Annotated in this window: 20 protein-coding genes; 11 read left to right on the forward strand and 9 right to left on the reverse strand. The window is 62.6% G+C overall.

Annotated features, from left to right (window positions below):
* Positions 1 to 22: 22 nt before the first annotated feature.
* Positions 23 to 1225: a multidrug efflux MFS transporter MdtH gene (gene mdtH, locus AB1Z25_RS03090; protein WP_486636545.1), complete on the reverse strand. Its 1203-nt coding sequence runs from the start codon at positions 1223 to 1225 to the stop codon at positions 23 to 25.
* An 87-nt stretch (positions 1226 to 1312) separates the two neighbouring features.
* Here mdtH and AB1Z25_RS03095 point away from each other — a divergent pair, with 87 nt between their 5' ends.
* The gene (locus tag AB1Z25_RS03095) at positions 1313 to 2218 is read left to right on the forward strand and encodes a LysR family transcriptional regulator (protein ID WP_107798154.1); all 906 of its coding nucleotides are present in this window, start codon (positions 1313 to 1315) and stop codon (positions 2216 to 2218) included.
* Here the strand turns inward: AB1Z25_RS03095 and AB1Z25_RS03100 are convergent.
* From AB1Z25_RS03100 to AB1Z25_RS03110, 3 genes are all read right to left on the reverse strand, one after another.
* Positions 2201 to 2869, reverse strand: coding sequence for a GntR family transcriptional regulator (locus AB1Z25_RS03100; RefSeq protein WP_107798155.1), 669 nt, complete (start codon positions 2867 to 2869; stop codon positions 2201 to 2203). The genes AB1Z25_RS03095 and AB1Z25_RS03100 overlap by 18 nt on opposite strands.
* Positions 2870 to 3366: 497 nt before the next feature.
* The gene (gene ubiG, locus AB1Z25_RS03105) at positions 3367 to 4065 is read right to left on the reverse strand and encodes a bifunctional 2-polyprenyl-6-hydroxyphenol methylase/3-demethylubiquinol 3-O-methyltransferase UbiG (protein WP_107798156.1); all 699 of its coding nucleotides are present in this window, start codon (positions 4063 to 4065) and stop codon (positions 3367 to 3369) included.
* Positions 4066 to 4067: 2 nt separating this feature from the next.
* Positions 4068 to 5387 carry a TRZ/ATZ family hydrolase gene (locus tag AB1Z25_RS03110; protein WP_107798157.1) on the reverse strand — a complete coding sequence of 440 codons (1320 nt, stop codon included), beginning with the start codon at positions 5385 to 5387 and terminating at the stop codon, positions 4068 to 4070.
* A 254-nt stretch (positions 5388 to 5641) separates the two neighbouring features.
* Between AB1Z25_RS03110 and AB1Z25_RS03115 the strand changes: the two genes are divergently transcribed.
* Both AB1Z25_RS03115 and AB1Z25_RS03120 read left to right on the forward strand, forming a co-directional pair.
* On the forward strand, positions 5642 to 8452 hold the full coding sequence (locus AB1Z25_RS03115) for a bifunctional diguanylate cyclase/phosphodiesterase (protein ID WP_107798158.1): 2811 nt from the start codon (positions 5642 to 5644) through the stop codon (positions 8450 to 8452).
* A 32-nt stretch (positions 8453 to 8484) separates the two neighbouring features.
* Positions 8485 to 9426, forward strand: coding sequence for a GGDEF domain-containing protein (locus AB1Z25_RS03120; RefSeq protein WP_107798159.1), 942 nt, complete (start codon positions 8485 to 8487; stop codon positions 9424 to 9426).
* 13 nt (positions 9427 to 9439) lie between these two features.
* On the opposite strand, the gene AB1Z25_RS03125 is transcribed toward AB1Z25_RS03120, so the two are convergent.
* Positions 9440 to 10342, reverse strand: coding sequence for a LysR family transcriptional regulator (locus AB1Z25_RS03125; RefSeq protein WP_486636546.1), 903 nt, complete (start codon positions 10340 to 10342; stop codon positions 9440 to 9442).
* Between the two features lie 103 nt (positions 10343 to 10445).
* Between AB1Z25_RS03125 and AB1Z25_RS03130 the strand changes: the two genes are divergently transcribed.
* On the forward strand, positions 10446 to 11435 hold the full coding sequence (locus tag AB1Z25_RS03130; protein ID WP_486636547.1) for an aldo/keto reductase: 990 nt from the start codon (positions 10446 to 10448) through the stop codon (positions 11433 to 11435).
* An 8-nt stretch (positions 11436 to 11443) separates the two neighbouring features.
* On the opposite strand, the gene AB1Z25_RS03135 is transcribed toward AB1Z25_RS03130, so the two are convergent.
* A complete protein-coding gene (locus AB1Z25_RS03135; protein ID WP_253313806.1) occupies positions 11444 to 11893 on the reverse strand; it encodes a hypothetical protein in 450 nt (149 codons plus the stop codon).
* Between the two features lie 211 nt (positions 11894 to 12104).
* Here AB1Z25_RS03135 and AB1Z25_RS03140 point away from each other — a divergent pair, with 211 nt between their 5' ends.
* A complete protein-coding gene (locus AB1Z25_RS03140; RefSeq protein WP_486636548.1) occupies positions 12105 to 12437 on the forward strand; it encodes a monooxygenase in 333 nt (110 codons plus the stop codon).
* A 135-nt stretch (positions 12438 to 12572) separates the two neighbouring features.
* Here the strand turns inward: AB1Z25_RS03140 and lysS are convergent, their stop codons facing one another.
* The 3 genes from lysS to AB1Z25_RS03155 all read right to left on the reverse strand — a co-directional run bounded on the left by lysS (position 12573) and on the right by AB1Z25_RS03155 (position 16352).
* A complete protein-coding gene (gene lysS / locus AB1Z25_RS03145) occupies positions 12573 to 14078 on the reverse strand; it encodes a lysine--tRNA ligase (RefSeq protein ID WP_227106974.1) in 1506 nt (501 codons plus the stop codon).
* A gap of 72 nt (positions 14079 to 14150) precedes the next feature.
* Positions 14151 to 15255, reverse strand: a protein-coding gene (gene prfB, locus AB1Z25_RS03150; RefSeq protein WP_146176780.1) for a peptide chain release factor 2 whose coding sequence is annotated in 2 segments (ribosomal slippage) — positions 14151 to 15173 and positions 15175 to 15255 — 1104 coding nt in all. Because the reading frame shifts where the segments join, the coding sequence is not laid out codon by codon here.
* Positions 15256 to 15371: 116 nt separating this feature from the next.
* On the reverse strand, positions 15372 to 16352 hold the full coding sequence (locus AB1Z25_RS03155) for a malate dehydrogenase (protein WP_048411376.1): 981 nt from the start codon (positions 16350 to 16352) through the stop codon (positions 15372 to 15374).
* A gap of 210 nt (positions 16353 to 16562) precedes the next feature.
* Here AB1Z25_RS03155 and AB1Z25_RS03160 point away from each other — a divergent pair, with 210 nt between their 5' ends.
* The 6 genes from AB1Z25_RS03160 (at position 16563) to AB1Z25_RS03185 (ending at position 20986) form a co-directional block, all read left to right on the forward strand.
* Positions 16563 to 17297 (forward strand): GntR family transcriptional regulator, encoded by a 735-nt coding sequence (locus tag AB1Z25_RS03160; RefSeq protein ID WP_048415654.1) that lies wholly within the window; start codon positions 16563 to 16565, stop codon positions 17295 to 17297.
* A gap of 235 nt (positions 17298 to 17532) precedes the next feature.
* Positions 17533 to 17907: a succinate dehydrogenase, cytochrome b556 subunit gene (gene sdhC, locus AB1Z25_RS03165; protein ID WP_019103264.1), complete on the forward strand. Its 375-nt coding sequence runs from the start codon at positions 17533 to 17535 to the stop codon at positions 17905 to 17907.
* A complete protein-coding gene (sdhD, locus tag AB1Z25_RS03170; RefSeq protein ID WP_043592734.1) occupies positions 17901 to 18245 on the forward strand; it encodes a succinate dehydrogenase, hydrophobic membrane anchor protein in 345 nt (114 codons plus the stop codon). Before sdhC ends, sdhD begins: the two co-directional genes overlap by 7 nt.
* On the forward strand, positions 18245 to 20017 hold the full coding sequence (gene sdhA, locus AB1Z25_RS03175) for a succinate dehydrogenase flavoprotein subunit (RefSeq protein ID WP_107798167.1): 1773 nt from the start codon (positions 18245 to 18247) through the stop codon (positions 20015 to 20017). Before sdhD ends, sdhA begins: the two co-directional genes overlap by 1 nt.
* 13 nt (positions 20018 to 20030) lie before the next feature.
* Complete coding sequence (locus AB1Z25_RS03180) at positions 20031 to 20741, forward strand: succinate dehydrogenase iron-sulfur subunit (RefSeq protein ID WP_107798168.1); 711 nt, start codon at positions 20031 to 20033, stop codon at positions 20739 to 20741.
* Positions 20738 to 20986 (forward strand): FAD assembly factor SdhE, encoded by a 249-nt coding sequence (locus AB1Z25_RS03185; protein ID WP_107798169.1) that lies wholly within the window; start codon positions 20738 to 20740, stop codon positions 20984 to 20986. Before AB1Z25_RS03180 ends, AB1Z25_RS03185 begins: the two co-directional genes overlap by 4 nt.
* Positions 20987 to 21005 lie beyond the last annotated feature (19 nt).

Below are 21005 nucleotides of genomic sequence, written 5' to 3' on the forward strand. Positions count from 1 at the left end.
ATCCGGCGGGCTTTTGTTGTTGTCAGGCCGCTTGTTTGAGCGTCCGCGGCGCGGCGGGGCCAAACTGGCGCGCCAGCGCGATGAAGGTGAGCGCGCCCGCGGCGGCCAGCAGCAGCCAGGGCAGGCCGGCTTGATGCCGGCTTTGGGCAAAGTCGTAGAGCCAGCCGCCGGCGAGAAAGCCGCCGCCGCCGCCCAGGGCCAGGCCCAGCCGGCTGGCGCCCATATAGCTGGCTCTGGCTTCCGGACGGGCCAGGCTGGCCACCAGGGTTTCCCGCGCCGGTTCGGTGATGAGGGTGCCGAGAAAGAAGGCGGCCAGGATGAGGAAGGCGGTCAGCGGCTGCCGCGCCACGGCCATGCAGGCCAGGCTGAGGCTCATCAACGCGATGCCGGCCAGTACCCGGGTTTCCAGGCGGAAATGGCGTTCGCCCAGCCGCGCCAAAGGATAGAGCAGGCTCAGCGACAAGGCGGTTTCCAGGCCGTACATCCAGCCCACGGCCTGGGCGGTGCCGGTCAATTGCTTGATGGCGATGGGCAGCAACAGCATGATCTGCACGCTGAGCAGGTAATAACCGCTGAGCGTGAGCACCAGCTTCAGGAAACGATGATCGTTCAGCACGATGCGGATGGAGGCCAGCGCGGGCGCCCGCCGGGCGGCGACGCGGTAGTTCGGCAGCAGGCAGGCGTTTGCCGCCGCCGCCGCCAAAAACGCGACGGCGCCGCCCAGGCATACCCAGTGGAAGTCGAATTGCAGCAGCCAGGAGCCGAACAAGGCGCCGCCCACCGCGCCGGCGCTGTCCTGCATCATCAGCAGCGAATAGAAGCGGTTGCGTTCGCGCGGCCGCGTCAATTTGGCCACCAGCGCGGAGCGCGGCGGATCGAACAGCGTGCCGCCCAGGCCGGAGAGCAGGCAGGACAGCCAGAGCTGCCACGGCGCGTTCGCCAGCGCCATGGCGGCAAAGCCGGCGGCTCGCAGCAGCATGCCGGCCACGATCAGCGGTTTGGCGCCGAAACGGTCGGCCAGGGAGCCGCCGAACAAGCCCAGTCCTTGCTGGGTGAACTGGCGCAAACCCAGCCCAAAGCCCACCGCGGCCGCGGTCCAGCCCAGTTGATCGACGAAATGCAGGCTGATCAGCGGAAAGACCATGAAGAAACCAAATACCACGATCAGGTTGTCCAGCAGGATGAAGCCTTTGCCCAAGGTCCGGGCCCGCTTTAGCAGCACCATGAAATCTCCTTATTTTCATGTCATTCTATGAAGGCTCCTGATATTCTGAAACTGACTAATCCGTAATAGTTAATATTGGATTTTCTTATGTCTATCGCGCTCTCCGATTTGCGCCTATTGCTGGATATCGCCGAGCTGGGCAGTTTCAGCCAGGCCGCCGCCAAGCGCGGCTGGTCGCAGCCCCAGGTCAGTCAGCGAGTGCAATTGCTGGAGCAGGAGCTGGGGACTTGCCTGTTTCATCGCCACCGTCGTGGCGCGGAACCCACAGCGGCCTGCCTGGCCTTTTTGCCATCGGCGCAGCAGGCGGTGTCGGCCTTGGAGCAGGGGAGGGAAATCCTGCAGGGCACGCCGGCCTTGCCCTGCCTGCGGCTGTCTTGTCTGCCGTCGCTGACTTCGGCGGTTTTCGGTCCTTTATTGCTGGACTTGGCCGAGGCGCCGCTGGAAATCCGCTGCGACACCGATCACTCGCCGCTGATCATGCAGAACCTGTTGTCCGGCCTGGTGCAGGTCGGCTTTGTGTTGCGGTGTCCTGCGATGGCGGGCATTCAGATGGAAACGCTGTGGCGCTCTCCCATCGTGGCGGTGGCGGCGGCCGGGCATCCCTTGGCGGAGCGGGAGCAGCCGCTGAGTTTGGAGGAGGTGGCATCCTACCGGATCGCGCCCCAGTACTGGGGCGTGGAGTGCGATGAGTTGATACGCCGGCTGCGGCTGGCGCGCACCGTGGCCCAGCCCATCCATGCGATCCAGCCGGCGTCGGCGGCCAGGGAGTTGGCCTTGCGTCACGGCTTTTTGTGTTTCATGCCGGAGCTGTCGATTCAGTCCGATCTGGCCGACGGGGTTTTGCGACGGCTGAGCATTGCCGACCTGCCGGCCTGGCAGTGGGAGGTCACCATGGCCTGGCGCGCCGGCAAGCGCAGGGATGCGGGGAAGGAGCTGGTGCTGGACGCCGCCCGGGCTTTGGCCGGGCGGTGGGCCTCAATGGCGTCCGGCTAGCGATTCGGCGGCGCTTTGCGCCAGTTGGCTGTATTGCTGGCCGAACTCGGCCACCATCTGGCGCAATCTGGCGGTGTCGCGGGCGATGATGGTCTTGAGCAGGTTTTCCAGGAAGAGCTGGGTCTGGTCCATCTGGCTCTTGCCGGCGCGCAGAATGGCGAACAGGCAGCGCTGAGTCAGCGGCAGCAAGTCCTTCAGCGTGTGTTCCAGATAGCGGTTGCCGGCGTAGCGGTACAGGGTGTCGAGAAAATCGACGCCGTGGTCGTAAAAGCCGTGCAAATCGTCTTTGCGGTTGCATTCGGCCAACTGGGTGGTGACTTCGAAGAAGTGGGCCAGGTCGTCGTTTTGCCAGGAGGTGGCGAGGTTACAGACCGCTTGATCCAGCAGCAGGAACCACAGTTCGAAGAAATGGCGCACATCCTGACCGGTGATGCTGGACACCACCGCGCCGCGACGCGGGAAAATCTCCACCAGATGGCGGCGTTGCAAAATCAATAAAGCTTCGCGTACGGACCCGCGGCTGACTTCCAGTTCCGACGCAATGCGCAATTCCTGGATGCGCTCTCCGGCTTGCATCGTGCCTTGTATGATTTGTTTGCCCAGGTATTGGGCAATTTGTTCGGTCAGTGAGTCGTTCGCTTTGAACGTCATCTTGCTCTCCGGAATAGAATATTATTATTTTCCTATGTTTGATATGCGCCGGCAATCAAACTGCAACGTTTGTCTGGCAGTAGTTTGTCCGACAGATTGTTGTTATCAAAACATTATCAGCGGTTTTGGCGTCGACTGTTGTCAACTTGCCGCACTAGACAAGCGTTGCGAAGGTTTTACTTGCGCATTCATCATATCAATCATACGATTAAAACGCTTGTTTGAAATGGCTGACACGAGAGGGGCTATCAAAATAGGCGAGAGGCGACGGAGAGGCATTTCCGCCGTCTTGCGGACCCGGCCGGCGGCCGGCCCGAGCGGGAACAGCAGCCTCGCAGGCGACGAGCGGCGCAAGCCGAACGCCGCCGCAAGCGGGCCGTCCCGCGAGGGCGTCGAAGCCGGCGCGGCGTTTGCGAACTTTAGCGGGTTGTGTCCGGTGTGGAACCGGGAGTGTGATTCAGGCCTTCGCCCATGGCGAAGGCCTTTTTTCTTGCCGCTTATTCGGGACGACGGCAGGCCATCAGATAATTGACGGCGGTGTCGTCGCCCAGCGCGTAGATGCGCGTAAGCGGGTTGTAACTCATGCCGCGGACGACATCCAGCTCCAGACCGGCGTTGCGGGCCATGCGCGACAATTCCGAAGGCTTGAGGAAGCGCGCGTATTCATGGGTGCCGCGTGGCAGCATGTTCAGCACGTATTCGGCGCCGATCACCGCCAGCAGATAGGATTTGGCGTTGCGGTTGAGCGTGGAGAAAAACACCCAGCCGCCGGGTTTGACCAGGCTGGCGCAGCTGCGCACCACGCTTTGCGGGTCCGGTACGTGTTCCAGCATTTCCATGCAGGTGACCACGTCGAAGCTGGCCGGCGCTTCCTCCGCCAGTTCTTCCACCGCCACGCAGCGGTAATCCACCGCCACGCCGGACTCCAGGCTGTGCAGCTGAGCCACTTTCAGCGATTTCTTTGCCAGGTCGATGCCGGTGACGCCGGCGCCGCGTGCGGCCATGCTTTCCGCCAGGATGCCGCCGCCGCAGCCCACGTCCAGCACTTGCTTGCCGGCGATGGCCGCGCGCGCGTCGATGAAGTCCAGGCGCAGCGGATTGATTTCATGCAGCGGCTTGAACTCGCCGCTCATATCCCACCACTTGTGCGCCAGCTGGCTGAATTTGTCGATTTCGGTTTCGTCTACATTAATCATGATTATTTCGCCAGAATGCGATGACGCCAATCTTCCGCGCGAGCCTTGAGCGCGGCTTCGTCCAGAGTTTTGAGTTGGCGTTGTTCCAATAGGGCCTGACCTTTGACCCAGACATGGCTGACTTGTTCGCGGCCGGCCGCGTAGACCACGTGGGAGATCGGGTCGAAGGCCGGCGCGGTTTCGATGGCGGACAGGTCGATGGCGATCAGGTCGGCCTGCTTGCCGGTCTTGATCGAGCCGACTTTGTCGGCGATGCCCAGCGCGCGCGCGCCGTTGAGCGTAGCCATGCGGATGGCGGCGGCGGCGGGCACCGAGGTGGGGTCCAGCGTGCCCACTTTGGCCAGCAGCGCCGCCAGCCGGGTTTCCGCCAGCATGTCCAGTTTGTTGTTGGAGGCGGCGCCGTCGGTGCCTATGCCCACCGCGATGCCGGCCTGCAGCATCTTGGGAATGGGGGCGATGCCGGAAGCCAGCTTCATATTGGACGAGGGATTGTGCGCCACCGACACGCCGTGCTTGGCCGCCAGTTCGATTTCCTCGTCGTTCAGATGCACCATGTGGGCGGCGATCAGGCGCGGCGACAGCAGGCCCAGCTGTTGCAGGCGGGCCAGCGGGCGCTGGTGCCGCTCCTTGACGCTGTTGCTGACCTCGTCCGCGGTTTCGTGGATATGGCAGTGGATCAGCATGTCTTCCTGTTCCGCCAGCGTCACAACCTTGGCGAAGGTGTCGTCCGACACCGTGTAGGGCGCGTGCGGGGCCAGGGTGAAGGTGATCAGTTCTTCGCCCAGGAATTGGCGGCGCTCGGCCAGGGACTTGCTGATGTAGTCGTCGGCGTTGCTGGCGTAATTGGTGGGGAACTCCAGGATGGAACAGCCGACAAAAGTGCGCATGCCGGAGGCCAGGCCGGCGCGGGCCATCGCGCCGTGATAGAAATACATGTCGTTGATGGTGGTGGTGCCGCCGCGGATCATTTCCCCCATCGCCAGCAGCGCGCCGTCGAACACGAAATCGTCGCGCACGTGTTTGCCTTCGGCCGGCCAGATATGATTGGTCAGCCAGTCCATCAGCGCCTTGTCGTCGGCGAGGCCGCGCAAGAGCGTCATCGCGGAGTGGCCGTGCAGATTGATCAGGCCCGGCATCAGCACGTGGTTGGGCAATTCCACGCGTTGATCCGCCTCCAGCGCGCCGGCTTGGTCGGCTGGAATAATCGCGGCAATCCTGCCATCCTTCAGAGCAATGGCGTGGTTTTCCAGGATTTCGCCGTCTTCCTCGACGGTAATGATCCAGCGGGCGGTGATAATTTTGTCATAACGGGACTGGGACATGGGGCAATCCTGGCGCGATTTTGAAGTGACGTGGATTGTAGGCCGAGGCTAAATGCAAGGCAATGACGGAGCGCGGGAAGCGGCGGCGAAGCAGGCCGGCGCAAGGCTTGCCGGATCCGGGCTTGACAAGGCGATGACTAGTGAATATTCCAGCATTTTGCCGCGATTATCCGGTGTATACTTTTGAAAATATGAACAACTGACGCATGGGCTCAATTGCCTGCGGCTAATGGCGAGCGATAATAAACGCAAACATGGCACACCACGCTGACGATAAATCCACAGCCAGTACCGGCCTTTCCCTCAGGGCTGTCTTTCTCATCGCCGTGGTGCTGGGCTTGCTGATTCCCGCGTCCATCATCAGTTATCTGAGTTTCAATATTCAACGGGACGCGTTGACCGCCCAGTTGGAAACCGATCAAAAACGCCTGCTGGACATCGTCGCTCTGGGCATGCAGGAGCCCTTGTGGAATCTGAGCCGCCAGGCCGGCAACCCGTTGATCGCTTCGGTGATGGAAGACGCGAGGGTGGTTTCCATCCGCGTCACCGACACCCAGTCCAATCAAATCTTTCTGTCTTCGGTGCGCGCGGAGCGCCGCATCGGCAGCGTCTCCTTTGTGGAAAAACCGGTGATCTACCGCGGCGAGGAAATCGGCCAGGTGACGCTGGAATTCGACAATGAACACCTCGCCATCGCGCTCAACAACCAGATCAAGAATATTCTGATGATTCTGGCGGCACAGCTGGTGTTGTCCATTCTGCTGATCATGAGCATTCTGCACTCGCGCTTCCTCAGCCCGATGAAGGCCCTGACCGAACAGGCGCGCTTGCTGGCCGAACTCAAGCTGGACCGGCCGTTCGAATGGCAGCGCCGCGACGAGATCGGCCATCTGGGCAAACACTTGGAATGGACCCGCGCGGAACTCAAGCGCTTGCTGGACGAGTTGCGCGCCAAGACGCTGGCGCTGGAAGCGGACATTTCCCGCCGCCGCGAGGTGGAGGACGCGCTGCGCCGCTCCGAGAACAAATACCGCGAACTGTTCTGGTCCAACCTCGACGGCATTGTGATCAGCTCGCTGGATGGCCAGGTGATAGACGCCAACCCCGCCTTCCTCAACCTGATGTGCTACAGCCTGGATCAGCTCAAGCTACAGAATTTCTGGACACTGGTGGGGCCGGAGAGCGAGGCGCTGGAGCGCTTCAATCTGGACAACAAGGTATTGCGCTTCGGCTACTGCGACGAGTTCGAGGCCACCTATATCAACCGTTTCGGCAATCCGGTGCCGGTCAGCGTCAAGACCGTGGCGATGCGCGATGCCTTCGGACGCATCAACGCGGTATGGCGCATGGTGCGCGACATCTCCGAGAAACGCGCGGCGGAGGAGAGGGTGCAACTGGCCGCCAAGGTGTTCGAGAACACCGTGGAAGGCATCATGATCACCGACGCGGACAAACGCATCCGCAGCGTCAACCGCGCTTTCACCGAGATCACCGGCTACACCCAGCACGAGGTGCTGGGCCAGAAGACCAGCGTGTTGTCCTCCGGCCGCCACGACCAGCCCTTCTACGAACAGATGTGGCAGTCCATCGCCGACCACGGCTCCTGGCAGGGCGAGTTGTGGAACCGCCGCAAGAACGGCGAGGTGTTCCCGGAATGGCTGGCGATCAACGCGGTGCGCAACAGCCTGGGCGAAATCACCCATTACGTGGCCATCTTCAGCGATCTGACCGAACGCAAGGCGGCCGACGAGCGCATCCAGTTCCTCGCCCATTTCGACGTGCTGACCAGCTTGCCCAACCGCGTGCACATGCAGGACCGGGTGGAGCTGGCTATCCACAACGCCGGCCGCGACAACGAGCGGCTGGCCTTGTTGCTGCTGGACCTGGACCGCTTCAAGACCGTCAACGAATCGCTGGGCCACACCGCCGGCGACACCCTGCTGCAGGTGGCGGCGGACCGGATCAAGGGCGTGCTGGGGCCGGGAGAGATGCTGGCGCGCCAGGGCGGCGACGAATTCATCGTGCTGCTGCCGGTGATTTCCGATCCGGGCGAGGCGGCGATGGCGGCGGAGCGCATCCGCGACGCCTTCACCGCGTCGATAGAGTTGCACAATCATGTGATCACCATTACGCCGTCCATCGGCATCAGCGTCTACCCGGACGACGGCCGCGACTACGAGACTCTGGTGCGCAACGCCGACGCGGCGATGTACCACGCCAAGTCCTCGGGCCGCAACAGCTACAAGTTCTACACCGCCGACCTCAACGCCCGCGCCCGCGAAATCCTGGCGATTGAAAGCCAGCTGCGTTTCGCGCTGGAGCGCGAGGAGTTCGTGCTGCATTATCAGCCGCAAGTGGAAATGGCCAGCGGCCGCATCATAGGCGCCGAGGCGCTGATCCGCTGGAACCATCCGTCGCTGGGCGTGCTGGGGCCGGTGCGTTTCATCGAGGTGGCGGAGGAGCGCGGCTTCATCGTGCAGATCGGCAACTGGGTGATAGGCGAGGCCACGCGCCAGCTGGCCGCCTGGCGCAGCCAGGGCCTGCCGGAACTGACTCTGGCCATCAATCTGTCCGCCTTGCAGTTCCGCCAGTCCGATCTGGCGGATCAGATCACCTCGGCGCTGGCCACCAACGGCCTGCCCGGTCACGCGCTGGACATCGAGGTGACCGAGAGCGTGGTGATGGAAGACGCGATGGCCACCATACAGGCCATCGACAATATGAAGAATATGGGGCTGAAGCTGTCCATCGACGACTTCGGCACCGGCTATTCCAGCCTGTCCTATCTGAAGCGCTTCAAGGCGGACAAGCTGAAGATCGACCGTTCCTTCGTGCGCGACATCCCGCACGACGCCGACGACACCGCCATTGCCCGCGCCATCATCAATATGGCCAAGAACCTGAATATGAAGGTGGTGGCGGAAGGGGTGGAAACGATAGAGCAATGGCACTTCCTGCAACGCGAAGGCTGCGAATACGTGCAAGGCTACTTGATCGCCCGGCCGCTGCCGGCGGACGAGTTCGTCAAACTGCTGGCCCAGGATTGCCTGTTGCCGCAGGAGTGAGCTGACCCAAGGGCAGGGACGGGAGCGCGCGGATGACTTTCAAGATTGGCGACGAGGCGGTGGATGTCGGCAAGGAAGTGCTGTCGCGCAGCCTGGATTTCGTGCCCATTCCCATCCTGATCTCGGAATCCGACGCCAAGCTGGACCAGCCCGGCCGGCGCGTGCATCGCTATCTGAACCGCGCTTTCCTGCAGCAAATAGGCTACACGCTGGAGCAGATGCCGGACATGGAGGCCTGGTTTCGTCTGGCTTATCCCGATCCGGCCTACCGCTTGGAGGTGGAGCAAAGCTGGTTGCAGGCGGTGAAGGACAGCCTGGCGCTGGGCCGCAACCTGGCGGAGATGACAGTGAGGGTGTGCTGCGCCGACGGCCGCCTGCGCTGGTTCATCGTCACCGCGCAACTGCATGCCGATCTGCTGCCCAACTGGCACATCGTCACCTTCCGCGACGTGGACGACCTCAAGTGCGCGATGGACGAGAACGTCAGGTTGTCGCGCACGGATTTTCTCACCGGTTTGATCAACCGCCGCGAGGCGGTGCGTCAGATGGAGGCCGCCTGGCTGCAATGGCTGCAGACGCGCCGGCCGTTCGCGGTCTTGTTGTGCGATATCGACCATTTCAAGCTGGTGAACGACCATTTCGGCCATGACGGCGGCGACTATGTGCTGGTGGAAGCGGCGCGCTTACTGAGCGAGACGTTTCCGGACTTGCTCTGTTCGCGCTGGGGCGGGGAAGAGTTTCTGCTGCTGGCTCCGGACGCCGATCAGGCCAAGGCCGCCGCCTTGGCGGAACAGGCCCGGCAGCGGCTCGCCGCCGCCAATCTGCAATGGCAGCAGCATCCGGTGCCATTGACCCTGAGCATAGGCCATGTCTGCGCGCAGCCGGGCCTGGAAGTGGAGGTCTTGCTGCAGCGCGCGGACGCCGCCTTGTATCAGGCCAAGGCGGCGGGGCGCAATTGCTGTCGGGCGGGGTGAGGCCGGCGGGCCGTCAACGGGCGGTCATCGCCTGTCTCAGGTAGTCGATGAACGCCCGCAGTTTCGCCGGCTGATGCAGGTGGTGCGGGTAATACAGGTAGAAGGCCTCCGCTGGCGGCATCCATTCTTCCAATACGGCGATCAGGCCACCGTCCGCCAGGTGGGGTTCGGCCATCGCCTGCGGCAGATAGGCGAGGCCGAGTCCGCCCAGCGCGACGTGCAGCGCCGCCGCGGTGTCGTTGGCGGTTAGCGGCCCTTGCACCGCGACTTCAAACGGCCGGCCGGCGTCGACGAATTGCCAGCGGTAGACCTGGCCGCTGCTGGCGAAGCGATAGCGCAGGCAATCATGTTGTCGCAACATGGCCGGATGCGCGGGTACGCCGCGCGTTCGCAAATAAGCCGGGCTGGCCGCCACGCAAAAGCGGAGCGGGGCGCTGACCGCCACCGCCTGCATATCCTGTTGCAGGCTCTCGCCGAAGCGCAGGCCGGCGTCCAGACCGCGCTCCACGATATCCACCAATTGATTGTTGACGTCCAGTTCCAGCTTTAGCTGCGGATGCGCGCGCATGAAGCCGGCCAGCAAGGGATACAGCAGCAGGGCGGCGGCGGTATGCGGCAAGGTCAGCTTCAGGGTGCCGCTGAGCTGCCCTTGCCATTGGCGAGTGTCTTCCAGCGCGCCGTCCAGTTGTTCCAGCAGCGGCCTTATCCGCGCCAGCAGCGCCTGGCCGGCTTCGGTCAGCCCAACCTTGCGGGTGGTGCGGTTCAGCAGGCGCACGCCCAGTTGCGCCTCCAATTGGCGCAGCGTCTGGCTCAGCGCCGAGGGGGTGACCTCTTGCTGGGCGGCGGCGCGGGTGAAGCTGCCGTGCTGGGCGATGAGGCGGAAGGCGTGCAAGGCGTACAGAGAGTTTTGCGGCATTGTGAAGATTTTCTACGTAATGCATGCAGATTAAGCCGGTTTTTCCGATGAAGGCAAGCGCATATGCTTCAGGCATCTTAACCGACCACGAAGGATGGCAGGCATGAAACAACGTATCCTGGGCCGTAACGGCCCCTCCGTTTCCGCTTTGGGTTTGGGCTGCATGGGCATGAGCGCTTTCTACGGCGCGCATGACGACGCGGAATCGCTGCGCACGCTGAATCACGCGCTGGATCGCGGCGTCAATCTGCTGGACACCGCGGATATGTACGGACCTTACCGCAACGAGGAATTGCTGGCGCAGCTGCTGAAGTCGCGCCGTAGCGAGGTGGTGCTGGCCACCAAGTTCGGCATCGTGATGGACCCGGCCAATCCGGCCGCGCGCGGCGTCAACGGACGGCCGGAATACGTGCGCAGCAGTTGCGAAGGCAGTCTCAAGCGGCTGGGCGTCGACGTCATCGATCTTTACTATCTGCACCGCGTGGACCCGCAAGTGCCTATCGAAGAAACGGTGGGCGCGATGGCGGAGCTGGTGCGCGCCGGCAAGGTCCGTTACCTGGGCCTGTCCGAGGCCGCGCCCGACACCTTGCGCCGCGCGCACGCCGTCCATCCCATCCACGCGCTGCAAAGCGAATACTCGCTGTGGACGCGGGACCCGGAGCAGCAAACGCTGGCCTTGTGCCGGGAGCTGGGCGTCGGTTTCGTCGCCTACAGCCCGCTGGGGCGCGGTTTTTTGACCGGGGCGATCCGAAGCCCGGACGACTTCGACGCCGACGACTACCGGCGCGGCAATCCGCGCTTCCTCGGCGAGAATTTCCGCCGCAATCTGGCGCTGGTGGACCGGGTGAAGGCCTTGGCCGAAGCCAAGGGCTGCACGCCGGCGCAATTAGCGCTGGCCTGGGTGCTGGCGCACGGCGATCACATCGTCGCCATTCCCGGCGCGCGCCGCATCCGCAATCTGGACGACAATCTGGGCGCGCTGACGCTGGCACTGAGTCCGGCGGAGCGGGCGGAAATCGACGCGGTCTTTCCGCCGGAGGTCGTCAGCGGCCTGCGCTACGCGTCCGAGGTGATGGCGACGGTTCAGCGCTGAGCGCGGTTCTAGCGGTCTCGCCGCCAGTCGCGGCGGTCGCGCTCATGGCCGCGGCCATGGTCGTGATCGTCGTCGCCATGCCAGCCGTGGCGTTCGTGTTCGCGCCTGTACTCATGGCCGCGTTGAACCTGCTGATAACGCGGCACATAGACTTGGCGGTACCACTCGTCGCGAACGAAGTAGACCGGGCGGCCGCAGGCGCCGTAGCGGCCGCAGTAGCGACGCCAATCCTTCATGTGGCCGGGCGGCACCCGCAGATACATCGGCGCCACCGCCACCGGGGCGGGCTGGATGACCACCGGTTGCGGATAGATCAGCTGCGGCGGCGGGAAACCGCCCAGGCTGAGTTGTCCGTAGAAACCGGGCTGGCCGATGGTGATGGAGACGCCGGCCTGGGCCGGCATGGCGCAGAGCCATGCCGAGGCGCTCAGCGCGGCGAATGCGAATAGACGTTTCATGGCGAATGTCCTTTTAGTCGTACAAGCGAGTGTTGTACTGCCAATATCGTCCGGCACTATTGCGCATGCGCGAAGCTGAAGGACGGAATGATGTCTATTGTTGGCGGAAAGGAGGTTTAGCAAACAAAAGCAAAACTTCCCGGCCGCGATGGACGGCCTGGCAAGGCGCCCTGCGTTGCCGCGAGTCTTGTCTTCTATAGGAAACGCTTTCATGCAAAAACTTCTGCAAGTCCACTTTGATTTTTCCGGTCCTTTCGGCGACGAGATGGCAAGCCGCTTGCAAGAGCTGGCGGCATCCATCAATCAGGAGCCCGGCTTCATCTGGAAAATATGGACGGAGAGCCCGGACCGGCAAGAGGCCGGCGGCATTTATCTGTTTGCCAGCGAAGAAACGGCGCAAGCTTATCTGCGCATGCACAGCGCAAGACTGAAAGCCTTGGGGGTGGCCGAGGTCAGCGGCAGGATTTTCGACGTGAACCTGGCGCTCAGCGAGCTCAATCATGCGGGCTTTGCGCGCGGGCCGGAGCCGCTTGGGGCCGAGTAGCCGGCAGCCCTGGTCAGCGGGGCCTTGTGCCGAGGTTCTTGTCTGCGTTTGAAAAGCAGGGTATGGCAGAGGGGGAAAAGAAAAAGCCGCTCGCCGGAAGGCGGGCGGCTTGGTCGAGCCGTAGGCTTGAAGCGCTTATTCCGGACGCATCTGCGGGAACAGAATGACGTCGCGGATGGACGGCGCGTCGGTCAGCAGCATCACCAGGCGGTCGATGCCGATGCCGCAGCCGCCGGTCGGCGGCAGGCCGTATTCCATCGCGCGGATGTAGTCGGCGTCGTAGTGCATCGCCTCGTCGTCGCCGGCGTCCTTCTGCGCCACCTGGGACAGGAAGCGCGCAGCCTGGTCTTCCGGATCGTTCAACTCGGAGTAGCCGTTGGCGTGCTCTCGGCCGACGATGAACAGCTCGAAGCGTTCGGTCAGGCCCGGCTTGCTGTCGGAACCGCGCGCCAGCGGGGACACTTCCACCGGGTAGTCGATGATGAAGGTCGGGTTCCACAGCAGGCTTTCGGCGCATTCTTCAAACAGCGCCAGTTGCAGGCTGCCCAGGCCCGGCGCCGGCGGCAGCTTGCCGCCCAGGCGCTTGATCTCGCTGGCCACCCAGGCCGCGTCGTCCAGTTGGGCATCTGTGTATTGCGGGTTGTAGTGCTTGATCGCGCCGACGATGGTGAAGCGGTCGAACGGTTTGCCCAGATCCACTTCCTTGCCCTGGTAGCTGACGGTGGTGGAGCCGCAGGATACCAGCGCGCATTCGCGGATGATGGCTTCGGTCATTTCCATCATGCGCTGGTAGTCGCTGTAAGCCTCGTAGAACTCGATCATGGTGAACTCGGGGTTGTGGCGCGTGCTCATCCCCTCGTTGCGGAAGTTGCGGTTGATCTCGAACACGCGCTCCAGACCGCCCACCACCAGGCGCTTCAGATACAGCTCAGGCGCGATGCGCAGGTACAAGGGCATGTCCAGCGCATTGTGGTGGGTGACGAAAGGCTTGGCCGCGGCGCCGCCCGGAATCGGGTGCATCATCGGGGTTTCCACTTCCAGATAGCCTTCGCCCACCATCACGTCGCGCACCTTCTGGATGATCTTGGAGCGCTTGATGAAGGTCTGGCGGCTGTCCTCGTTCATGATCAGGTCGGCGTAGCGCTGACGGTACTTGGTTTCCTGATCGGTGATGCCGTGGAATTTCTCCGGCAGAGGACGGATGTTCTTGGACAGCAGGCGCACTTCGCTGGCCTGCACCGTCAGTTCGCCGGTCTTGGTCTTGAACAGCACGCCCTTGACGGCGACGATGTCGCCCAGGTCCCAGTGCTTGAACTCGGCGTGCAGCTCTTCGCCCACGCCGTCATTGGAGATATAGGCCTGGATGCGGCCGCTGCCGTCTTGCAGCGTGGCGAAGCTGGCCTTGCCCATCACACGTTTCAACATCATGCGGCCGGCGACGGCAACCTCGATCTTTTCGGCTTCCAGCGCTTCCTTTTCCTTGCCGGCGTGAGCGTCCTGCAGGACTTGCGCGAAGTGGCTGCGCTTGAAGTCGTTGGGGAAGGCGATGCGCTGTTCGCGGATGCTCTTCAGCTTTTGGCGGCGCTCCGCCATGATCTGGTTTTCGTCCTGGCTGGGCGATGCTTGCTCGTGTTCAGACATGTTCACTCCGTAATTCAATGCAATGGCTGTTGGCCGCCGCAGGGGCGGCGGCCGGGTTAAGCGGGTTTAGGTTCAGACGCCCTGTTTCAGGCTGGCCTCGATGAAGCCGTCCAGGTCGCCGTCCATCACGCCCTTGATATTGCCCACTTCGTAGCTGGTGCGCAGATCCTTGATGCGGGACTGGTCGAAGACGTAGGAGCGGATCTGGTGGCCCCAGCCCACATCGGTCTTGGTGTCTTCCAGCGCCTGCTTGGCCTCGTTGCGCTTTTTCAGTTCCAGTTCGTACAGCTTGGCGCGCAGCATCTGCATCGCTTCGTCGCGGTTGCGGTGCTGGGAGCGGTCGTTCTGGCACTGCACCACGATCCCGGTGGGATTGTGGGTGATGCGCACGGCGGAGTCGGTCTTGTTGATGTGCTGACCGCCGGCGCCGGAGGCGCGGTAGGTGTCGACGCGCAGATCGGCCGGATTGATGTCGATCACGAAGCTGTCGTCCACTTCCGGATAGACGAAGACCGAGGAGAAGGAGGTGTGGCGGCGCGCGTTGGAGTCGAACGGCGACACGCGCACCAGGCGGTGCACGCCCACTTCAGAGCGCAGCAGGCCGTAGGCGTATTCGCCGCTGATCTTCAGCGTGGCGCTGGTGATGCCGGCCACTTCGCCTTCGGATTCTTCCAGCACTTCCACGCTGAAGCCCTTGCGTTCGGCGTAGCGGATATACATGCGCAGCAGCATGCCGGCCCAGTCCTGGGCCTCGGTGCCGCCGGCGCCGGCCTGGATGTCCAGGAAGCAGTTGTTCGGGTCCATCGGATCGTGGAACATCCGGCGGAATTCCAGCTGCGCGAGCTTGGCTTCGGCGGTGTCCAGATCGGCCTGCACGGCCAGGATGGTGTCGTCGTCGTTTTCGGCGCGGCCCATCTCGAACAATTCGGCGCTGTCGCCGACCATGGCGCTGATCTCGTCGATCACCAGCACCACGTCTTCCAGCTGTTTGCGCTCGCGGCCCAGTTCCTGGGCGCGCTTGGGATCATTCCAGATGTCCGGGTCTTCGGTCAGGCGGGAAACTTCTTCCAGACGGTCTTTTTTACCGTCGTAGTCAAAGATACCCCCGGATGTCGGCGCCACGGGTGGCCAGGTCGTCTATCTTGGCCGCGATTTGGTTCAGTACTTCGACTTCAATCATGCTCAACTCCAAATGGCAGTCTGTTAAATATAGGCAGTCGGGAAATCGGGTCTTGATCAAAGACAAAAAAGCGCACCGTAAGGTGCGCTTTTGCTGAAAAGACTTGGGATGGATCAGCCAAACAGGTGAGCGATGGCGGCGCGCTCTTCTTCCAGTTCGGCCAGGGTGAAGTTCATCCGCTCGCGGCTGAACTCGTCGATTTCCAGACCTTGCACAATCTTGTATTCGCCATTTTCGCATACAACCGGGAAGCCGTACATCACGCCTTCCGGGATGCCGTAGGAGCCGTCGGACGGAATGCCCATGGTCACCCATTTGCCTTGGCTGCCCAGCACCCAGTCGTGGACGTGGTCGATGGCGGCGTTGGCGGCGGAGGCGGCGGAAGACAGGCCGCGCGCTTCGATGATGGCGGCGCCGCGCTTGCCCACGGTGGGCAGGAATACGTCGCGGTTCCAGGCTTCGTCGTTGATCATGGCCTTGACCGGCTGGCCATCAATGCTGGCGAAGCGATAGTCGGCGTACATGGTCGGCGAGTGGTTGCCCCATACCGCCAGCTTCTCGATGGCGGCCACCGGCTTGCCGGTCTTGGCGGCGATCTGGGACAGCGCGCGGTTGTGGTCAAGACGCAACATGGCGGTGAAGTTTTTCGGATTCAGGTCCGGAGCGGACTTCATCGCGATCCAGGCGTTGGTGTTGGCCGGGTTGCCCACTACCAGCACTTTCACGTCGCGGGCGGCGTGGTCGTTCAGCGCCTTGCCTTGAACGGTGAAGATGGCGCCGTTGGCTTCCAGCAGATCCTTGCGCTCCATGCCCTTGCTGCGCGGGCGGGCGCCCACCAGCAACGCGACCTTGACGTCCTTGAAGGCCACGTTCGGGTCGTCGGTGGCAACCATGCCGGCCAACAGCGGGAAGGCGCAGTCTTCCAGTTCCATCATCACGCCCTTGAGGGCGGTTTGGGCTTGCGGCAGGTCCAGCAGTTGCAGGATGACCGGTTGATCCTTGCCGAGCATTTCGCCGCTGGCAATGCGGAACAGCAGACTATAGCCGATTTGGCCGGCTGCGCCGGTGACGGCGACGCGAACGGGAGCTTTCATTGGCGGACTCTCCTTTGATGTATCCGATAATGACGATATGCAGATGTTGCTCTGCAGCATTGAATGCTTTTGTGCGGCTGAGTGTAACACGGAGTATAGCCAAAGTGGGGGTGTAATCCTCATCAGAAAAGCTGATGGGTCCAGTAAAGTCTTGTATCTTATATAAGACTTGTATTTACGCTTGATTTGTTTGGTGATACAACAGAGAACATGACAGATCGACCGCTGCGTAGACAGCCGCTGTACAGCCAGATCAAGCAGCAATTGCTGCGCCGGATCGGCGATGGCGAATGGCAGGAGAACGATGCCTTGCCCAGCGAATGGGACTTGGCGGACGAGCTGGGCGCAAGCCAGGGCACGGTGCGCAAGGCCTTGGGCGAACTGGTGGCCGACGGCCTGCTGTATCGCGCGCAGGGCAGGGGCACTTTCGTGGCGCCGGCGCCCAGCGAGTGGGGCGAAGGCCTGCTGCTGACGCCGGGCCTGTTCAACGAGCAGCCGGACGATCTGGCGCGGGAGTTCCTCGGCATTTCGCGGGGCAACGCCAGCGACGACATGGCCGCGGCATTGCAATTGCGGCGCGCTGCGCCTTTATTGAGAGTTCGGCAGCTGTGGCGTTGGCACGGCATCCCGGTCGCGGTGGACGAGGCCTTCTTGCCGGCCGACGAGTTCGAGGGGCTGGACGCGCGATGGCTGCGCGGCTCGTCCGGGGTGTACCAGGCGCTGCAGCAGCGTTTCGGCATCCGTTTGAAAGTACTGTGCGAGCAGTTTCGCGCGTTGATGTTGCCGCGCGAGGAAAGCGCGCTGCTCGGCGTCACCGGCATGGTGGCCGAGGCGCCGGCCTTGAGTCTGATCCGGATTTCCGGCTCGATGGAGGGCGTGCCGCTGGAGTGGCGGCAGCGTTACTGTCTGACGCACAACTGGGCTTACACCGCCCGCCGGGCTTGACGCGGCGGGCTTTTGACGTGACGTGGACGGCTGGGCCGGCGGCGAAAAACAGGCCGCGGCCAGCCAGTTTTGCTAGAATCCCCGGGTCATATTGCACCGCGATATTCCTGGTGCGGCATGAGCGGTAATGACGGGCATCCAGCCATAACAACAACGGAGCCCTTCAGGCGGGCGGTCTCGTAGCGGACCGTCTGTTGTGTAACCTCTTGGTTCTAAAAACATCCAAGGAAGCCATATGCAGAAGCAACGACCAAAGCACCTGGATCTGGCCAAGATCAGATTGCCGATTCCCGGCATCGTCTCGATCTTGCACCGGATCAGCGGTGTTGCGCTGTTCTTTTCTCTCCCACTGTTGATTTACCTGTTGCACGGTTCGCTGAGTTCGGCCGAATCGTTCGAAACCTACCGCGCCGTGGTGGGCAACCCGCTGATGAAGCTGGTGTTGCTCGGCCTGTTGTGGGCGTATATGCACCACTTCTGTGCCGGTATCCGTTTCCTCTTCCTCGATATTCATAAAGGTCTCGAACTGCAGACCGCCCGCGCCACCGCCAAGACCGTCGTGGCCGTCAGCCTGGCGCTGACCGTGGTTCTGGGAGTTGCTCTATGGTAAATCGCAATGTCGTCGGCGCCGGCTATGGCCTGCGCGATTGGATCATGCAGCGCGTCACCGCGGTGATCATGTTGATCTACACCGTGGCTTTGGCTTTGTTCCTGTTGACCATGCCGTCCGGCTACGAAGGCTGGAAGGCGTTCTTCGGCCAGTTCTGGGTGCAGTTGCTGACCCAGGTGAGCCTGATCGCTCTGTTCCTCCACGTATGGGTGGGTATCCGCGATCTGTGGATGGACTATGTGAAGCCGGTGGGCGTACGCCTGGCGCTGCACGTGTTCACCATCGTCTGGCTGGTTTCCTGTTTTATCTATTCCGTTAAAGTGGTCTGGGGGCTGTAATGGGTATTCCTGTTCGTCATTTCGACGCCGTTATCGTTGGGGCAGGCGGAGCAGGCATGCGCGCGGCCTTGCAATTGTCCGAGGCCGGCCTGAAGACAGCGGTGCTGTCCAAGGTATTCCCGACCCGCTCCCACACCGTTGCCGCCCAGGGCGGCGTGTCCGCTTCTCTCGGCAACTCCGAGGAAGATCATTGGCACTGGCATATGTACGACACCGTCAAGGGGTCGGACTGGCTGGGCGATCAGGACGCCATCGAGTTCATGTGCCGCGAAGCGCCCAAGGTGGTGGTGGAGCTGGAGCACTTCGGCATGCCGTTCGACCGCAACGCCGACGGTTCCATCTACCAGCGCCCGTTCGGCGGCCATATGTCGAATTTCGGCGAAAAGCCGGTGCGCCGCGCCTGCGCCGCAGCCGACCGCACCGGCCACGCCATGCTGCACGCGCTATACCAGCGCAATGTGCGCGCCAATACCCATTTCTTCGTTGAATGGATGGCGCTGGACCTGATCCGCGACGCCGACGGCAATGTCCAGGGCGTGATCGCCATGGAAATGGAAACCTCGGAAATCGTCGTGTTCCAGGCCAAGGCCACCTTGTTCGCCACCGGCGGCGCCGGCCGCATCTTCTCCTCGTCCACCAACGCCTTCATCAATACCGGCGACGGCCTGGGCATGGCTTCCCGCGCGGGCATCCCGCTGGAAGACATGGAGTTCTGGCAGTTCCACCCGACCGGCGTGGCCGGCGCCGGCGTGTTGATCACCGAGGGCGTGCGCGGCGAAGGCGGCATTCTGCGCAATGCGCAGGGCGAACGCTTCATGGAGCGCTACGCGCCCAACGCCAAGGACCTGGCGTCCCGCGACGTGGTGTCGCGCGCGATGGTGACCGAGATCAACGAAGGCCGCGGCTGCGGTCCGAACAAGGATCATGTGCTGCTGGACATCACTCACCTGGATCCGGAAGTGATCATGTCCAAGCTGCCGGGCATCCGCGAGATTTCGATCAAGTTCGCCGGCGTGGACCCGATCAAGGCCCCGATTCCGGTGGTGCCGACTTGCCATTACCAGATGGGCGGCATTCCCACCAACTACCACGGCGAAGTGGTGGTGCAGGGCGAAAAAGTGCAGGGCTTCTACGCGGCCGGCGAATGCGCCTGCGCGTCGGTGCACGGCGCCAACCGCCTGGGCACCAACTCGCTGTTGGACTTGCTGGTGTTCGGCAAGAGCTCGGCCAACTCGATGATCGAGTTCATCAAGCAGCATCCGGAAGACCTGCCGGAACTGGCGCTGGCCGATGTCGAGCGCTCCGTCGCCCGCGTCGAGCGCCTGAATCAGCAGACCGGCGGCGTGCAAGTCAACGACGCGCGCGAAGCCATGCAGCGCACCATGCAGGCGCACTGCGGCGTGTTCCGCTTCAAGGACATGCTGGCCGAAGGCGTGGAGAAGATTCTGGAAGTGGAGAAGATGGTGCAGCGCACCGAGATCTCCGACAAGTCCAATGTCTTCAACACCGCCCGCATCGAGGCGCTGGAGCTGGAGAACCTGATCGAAGTGGCCAAGGCCACCATGATCTCGGCCAACGCCCGCACCGAGAGCCGCGGCGCCCATGTGCGCGACGACGCCAAGGACACCGAGGAAACCCCGAACGGCCGCGACGACAAGAACTGGCTGAAGCACACGCTGTGGTATCGCGAAGCCAACCGTCTGGACTACAAGCCGGTCAATCTGAAGCCGCTGTCGGTCGATACGATCGCGCTGAAGACCCGCTCCTACTAAGGGTTCCATCAAGATGACTACCGAAACCGTCAAATTCCGCATCTACCGCTACAATCCGGAAACCGATGCCAAGCCGTATATGCAGGACATCAGCGTGGAGATGGACTCCACCGAGCACAAGCTCTTGGACGCGCTGGTCAAGCTGAAGGTGAAGGACGACACGCTGAGCTTCCGCCGCTCCTGTCGCGAAGGCGTGTGCGGTTCCGACGCGATGAACATCAACGGTAAGAACGGCCTGGCCTGCCTGACCGACTTCCGCGACCTGAAACAGCCGATCGAGCTGCGTCCGCTGCCGGGTCTGCCGGTGATCCGCGATCTGATCGTGGACATGACCCAGTTCTTCAAGCAGTACCACTCGATCAAGCCTTATGTGATCAACGACACGCCGCCGCCGGAACGCGAGCGCAAGCAGTCGCCGGAAGACCGCAAGGAACTGGACGGCCTGTACGAGTGCATTCTGTGCGCGTGCTGCTCGACGTCCTGCCCGTCCTTCTGGTGGAACCCGGACAAGTTCGTCGGTCCGGCCGGCCTGTTGGCCGCCTATCGCTTTATCGCGGACACCCGCGACGAAGCGACCAAGGAGCGCCTGGACAACCTGGAAGACCCGTACCGCCTGTTCCGTTGCCACACCATCATGAACTGCGTGGACGTGTGTCCTAAGGGCCTGAATCCGACCAAGGCGATTGGCAAGATCAAGGACCTGATGGTCAAGCGTGCAGTATGACCGCCTACGATCCGATTGAACTCAAGCGGATCCGTTGGCGGTCCCGGCGGGGGCTGCTGGAGCTGGATCTGGTGCTGGAGAAATTCTTCGCCGGCCCCTTCGACCAGCTCGCCCCCGCCGAGATTGAGGCTTATCGGCGGTTGCTGGATTTGCCCGATACCGATTTTCTGGACGTCGTCAGCGGCAAGGCCGATCTGGACGACCCGGAAGAGATGGGCATCGTGGCGATTCTCCGTTCGCTCTGACGTCTGTGCATCACCCCAA

Source organism: Chromobacterium sp. HL1, from assembly GCF_057418835.1.

Bases quoted from the DNA above. Each gene is read 5' to 3' on its own strand.
- mdtH (WP_486636545.1), bottom strand. From the start codon at position 1,225: ATGGTGCTGCTAAAGCGGGCCCGGACCTTGGGCAAAGGCTTCATCCTG.
- AB1Z25_RS03095 (WP_107798154.1), top strand. From the start codon at position 1,313: ATGTCTATCGCGCTCTCCGATTTGCGCCTATTGCTGGATATCGCCGAG.
- AB1Z25_RS03100 (WP_107798155.1), bottom strand. From the start codon at position 2,869: ATGACGTTCAAAGCGAACGACTCACTGACCGAACAAATTGCCCAATAC.
- ubiG (WP_107798156.1), bottom strand. From the start codon at position 4,065: ATGATTAATGTAGACGAAACCGAAATCGACAAATTCAGCCAGCTGGCG.
- AB1Z25_RS03110 (WP_107798157.1), bottom strand. From the start codon at position 5,387: ATGTCCCAGTCCCGTTATGACAAAATTATCACCGCCCGCTGGATCATT.
- AB1Z25_RS03115 (WP_107798158.1), top strand. From the start codon at position 5,642: ATGGCACACCACGCTGACGATAAATCCACAGCCAGTACCGGCCTTTCC.
- AB1Z25_RS03120 (WP_107798159.1), top strand. From the start codon at position 8,485: ATGACTTTCAAGATTGGCGACGAGGCGGTGGATGTCGGCAAGGAAGTG.
- AB1Z25_RS03125 (WP_486636546.1), bottom strand. From the start codon at position 10,342: ATGCCGCAAAACTCTCTGTACGCCTTGCACGCCTTCCGCCTCATCGCC.
- AB1Z25_RS03130 (WP_486636547.1), top strand. From the start codon at position 10,446: ATGAAACAACGTATCCTGGGCCGTAACGGCCCCTCCGTTTCCGCTTTG.
- AB1Z25_RS03135 (WP_253313806.1), bottom strand. From the start codon at position 11,893: ATGAAACGTCTATTCGCATTCGCCGCGCTGAGCGCCTCGGCATGGCTC.
- AB1Z25_RS03140 (WP_486636548.1), top strand. From the start codon at position 12,105: ATGCAAAAACTTCTGCAAGTCCACTTTGATTTTTCCGGTCCTTTCGGC.
- lysS (WP_227106974.1), bottom strand. From the start codon at position 14,078: ATGTCTGAACACGAGCAAGCATCGCCCAGCCAGGACGAAAACCAGATC.
- AB1Z25_RS03155 (WP_048411376.1), bottom strand. From the start codon at position 16,352: ATGAAAGCTCCCGTTCGCGTCGCCGTCACCGGCGCAGCCGGCCAAATC.
- AB1Z25_RS03160 (WP_048415654.1), top strand. From the start codon at position 16,563: ATGACAGATCGACCGCTGCGTAGACAGCCGCTGTACAGCCAGATCAAG.
- sdhC (WP_019103264.1), top strand. From the start codon at position 17,533: ATGCAGAAGCAACGACCAAAGCACCTGGATCTGGCCAAGATCAGATTG.
- sdhD (WP_043592734.1), top strand. From the start codon at position 17,901: ATGGTAAATCGCAATGTCGTCGGCGCCGGCTATGGCCTGCGCGATTGG.
- sdhA (WP_107798167.1), top strand. From the start codon at position 18,245: ATGGGTATTCCTGTTCGTCATTTCGACGCCGTTATCGTTGGGGCAGGC.
- AB1Z25_RS03180 (WP_107798168.1), top strand. From the start codon at position 20,031: ATGACTACCGAAACCGTCAAATTCCGCATCTACCGCTACAATCCGGAA.
- AB1Z25_RS03185 (WP_107798169.1), top strand. From the start codon at position 20,738: ATGACCGCCTACGATCCGATTGAACTCAAGCGGATCCGTTGGCGGTCC.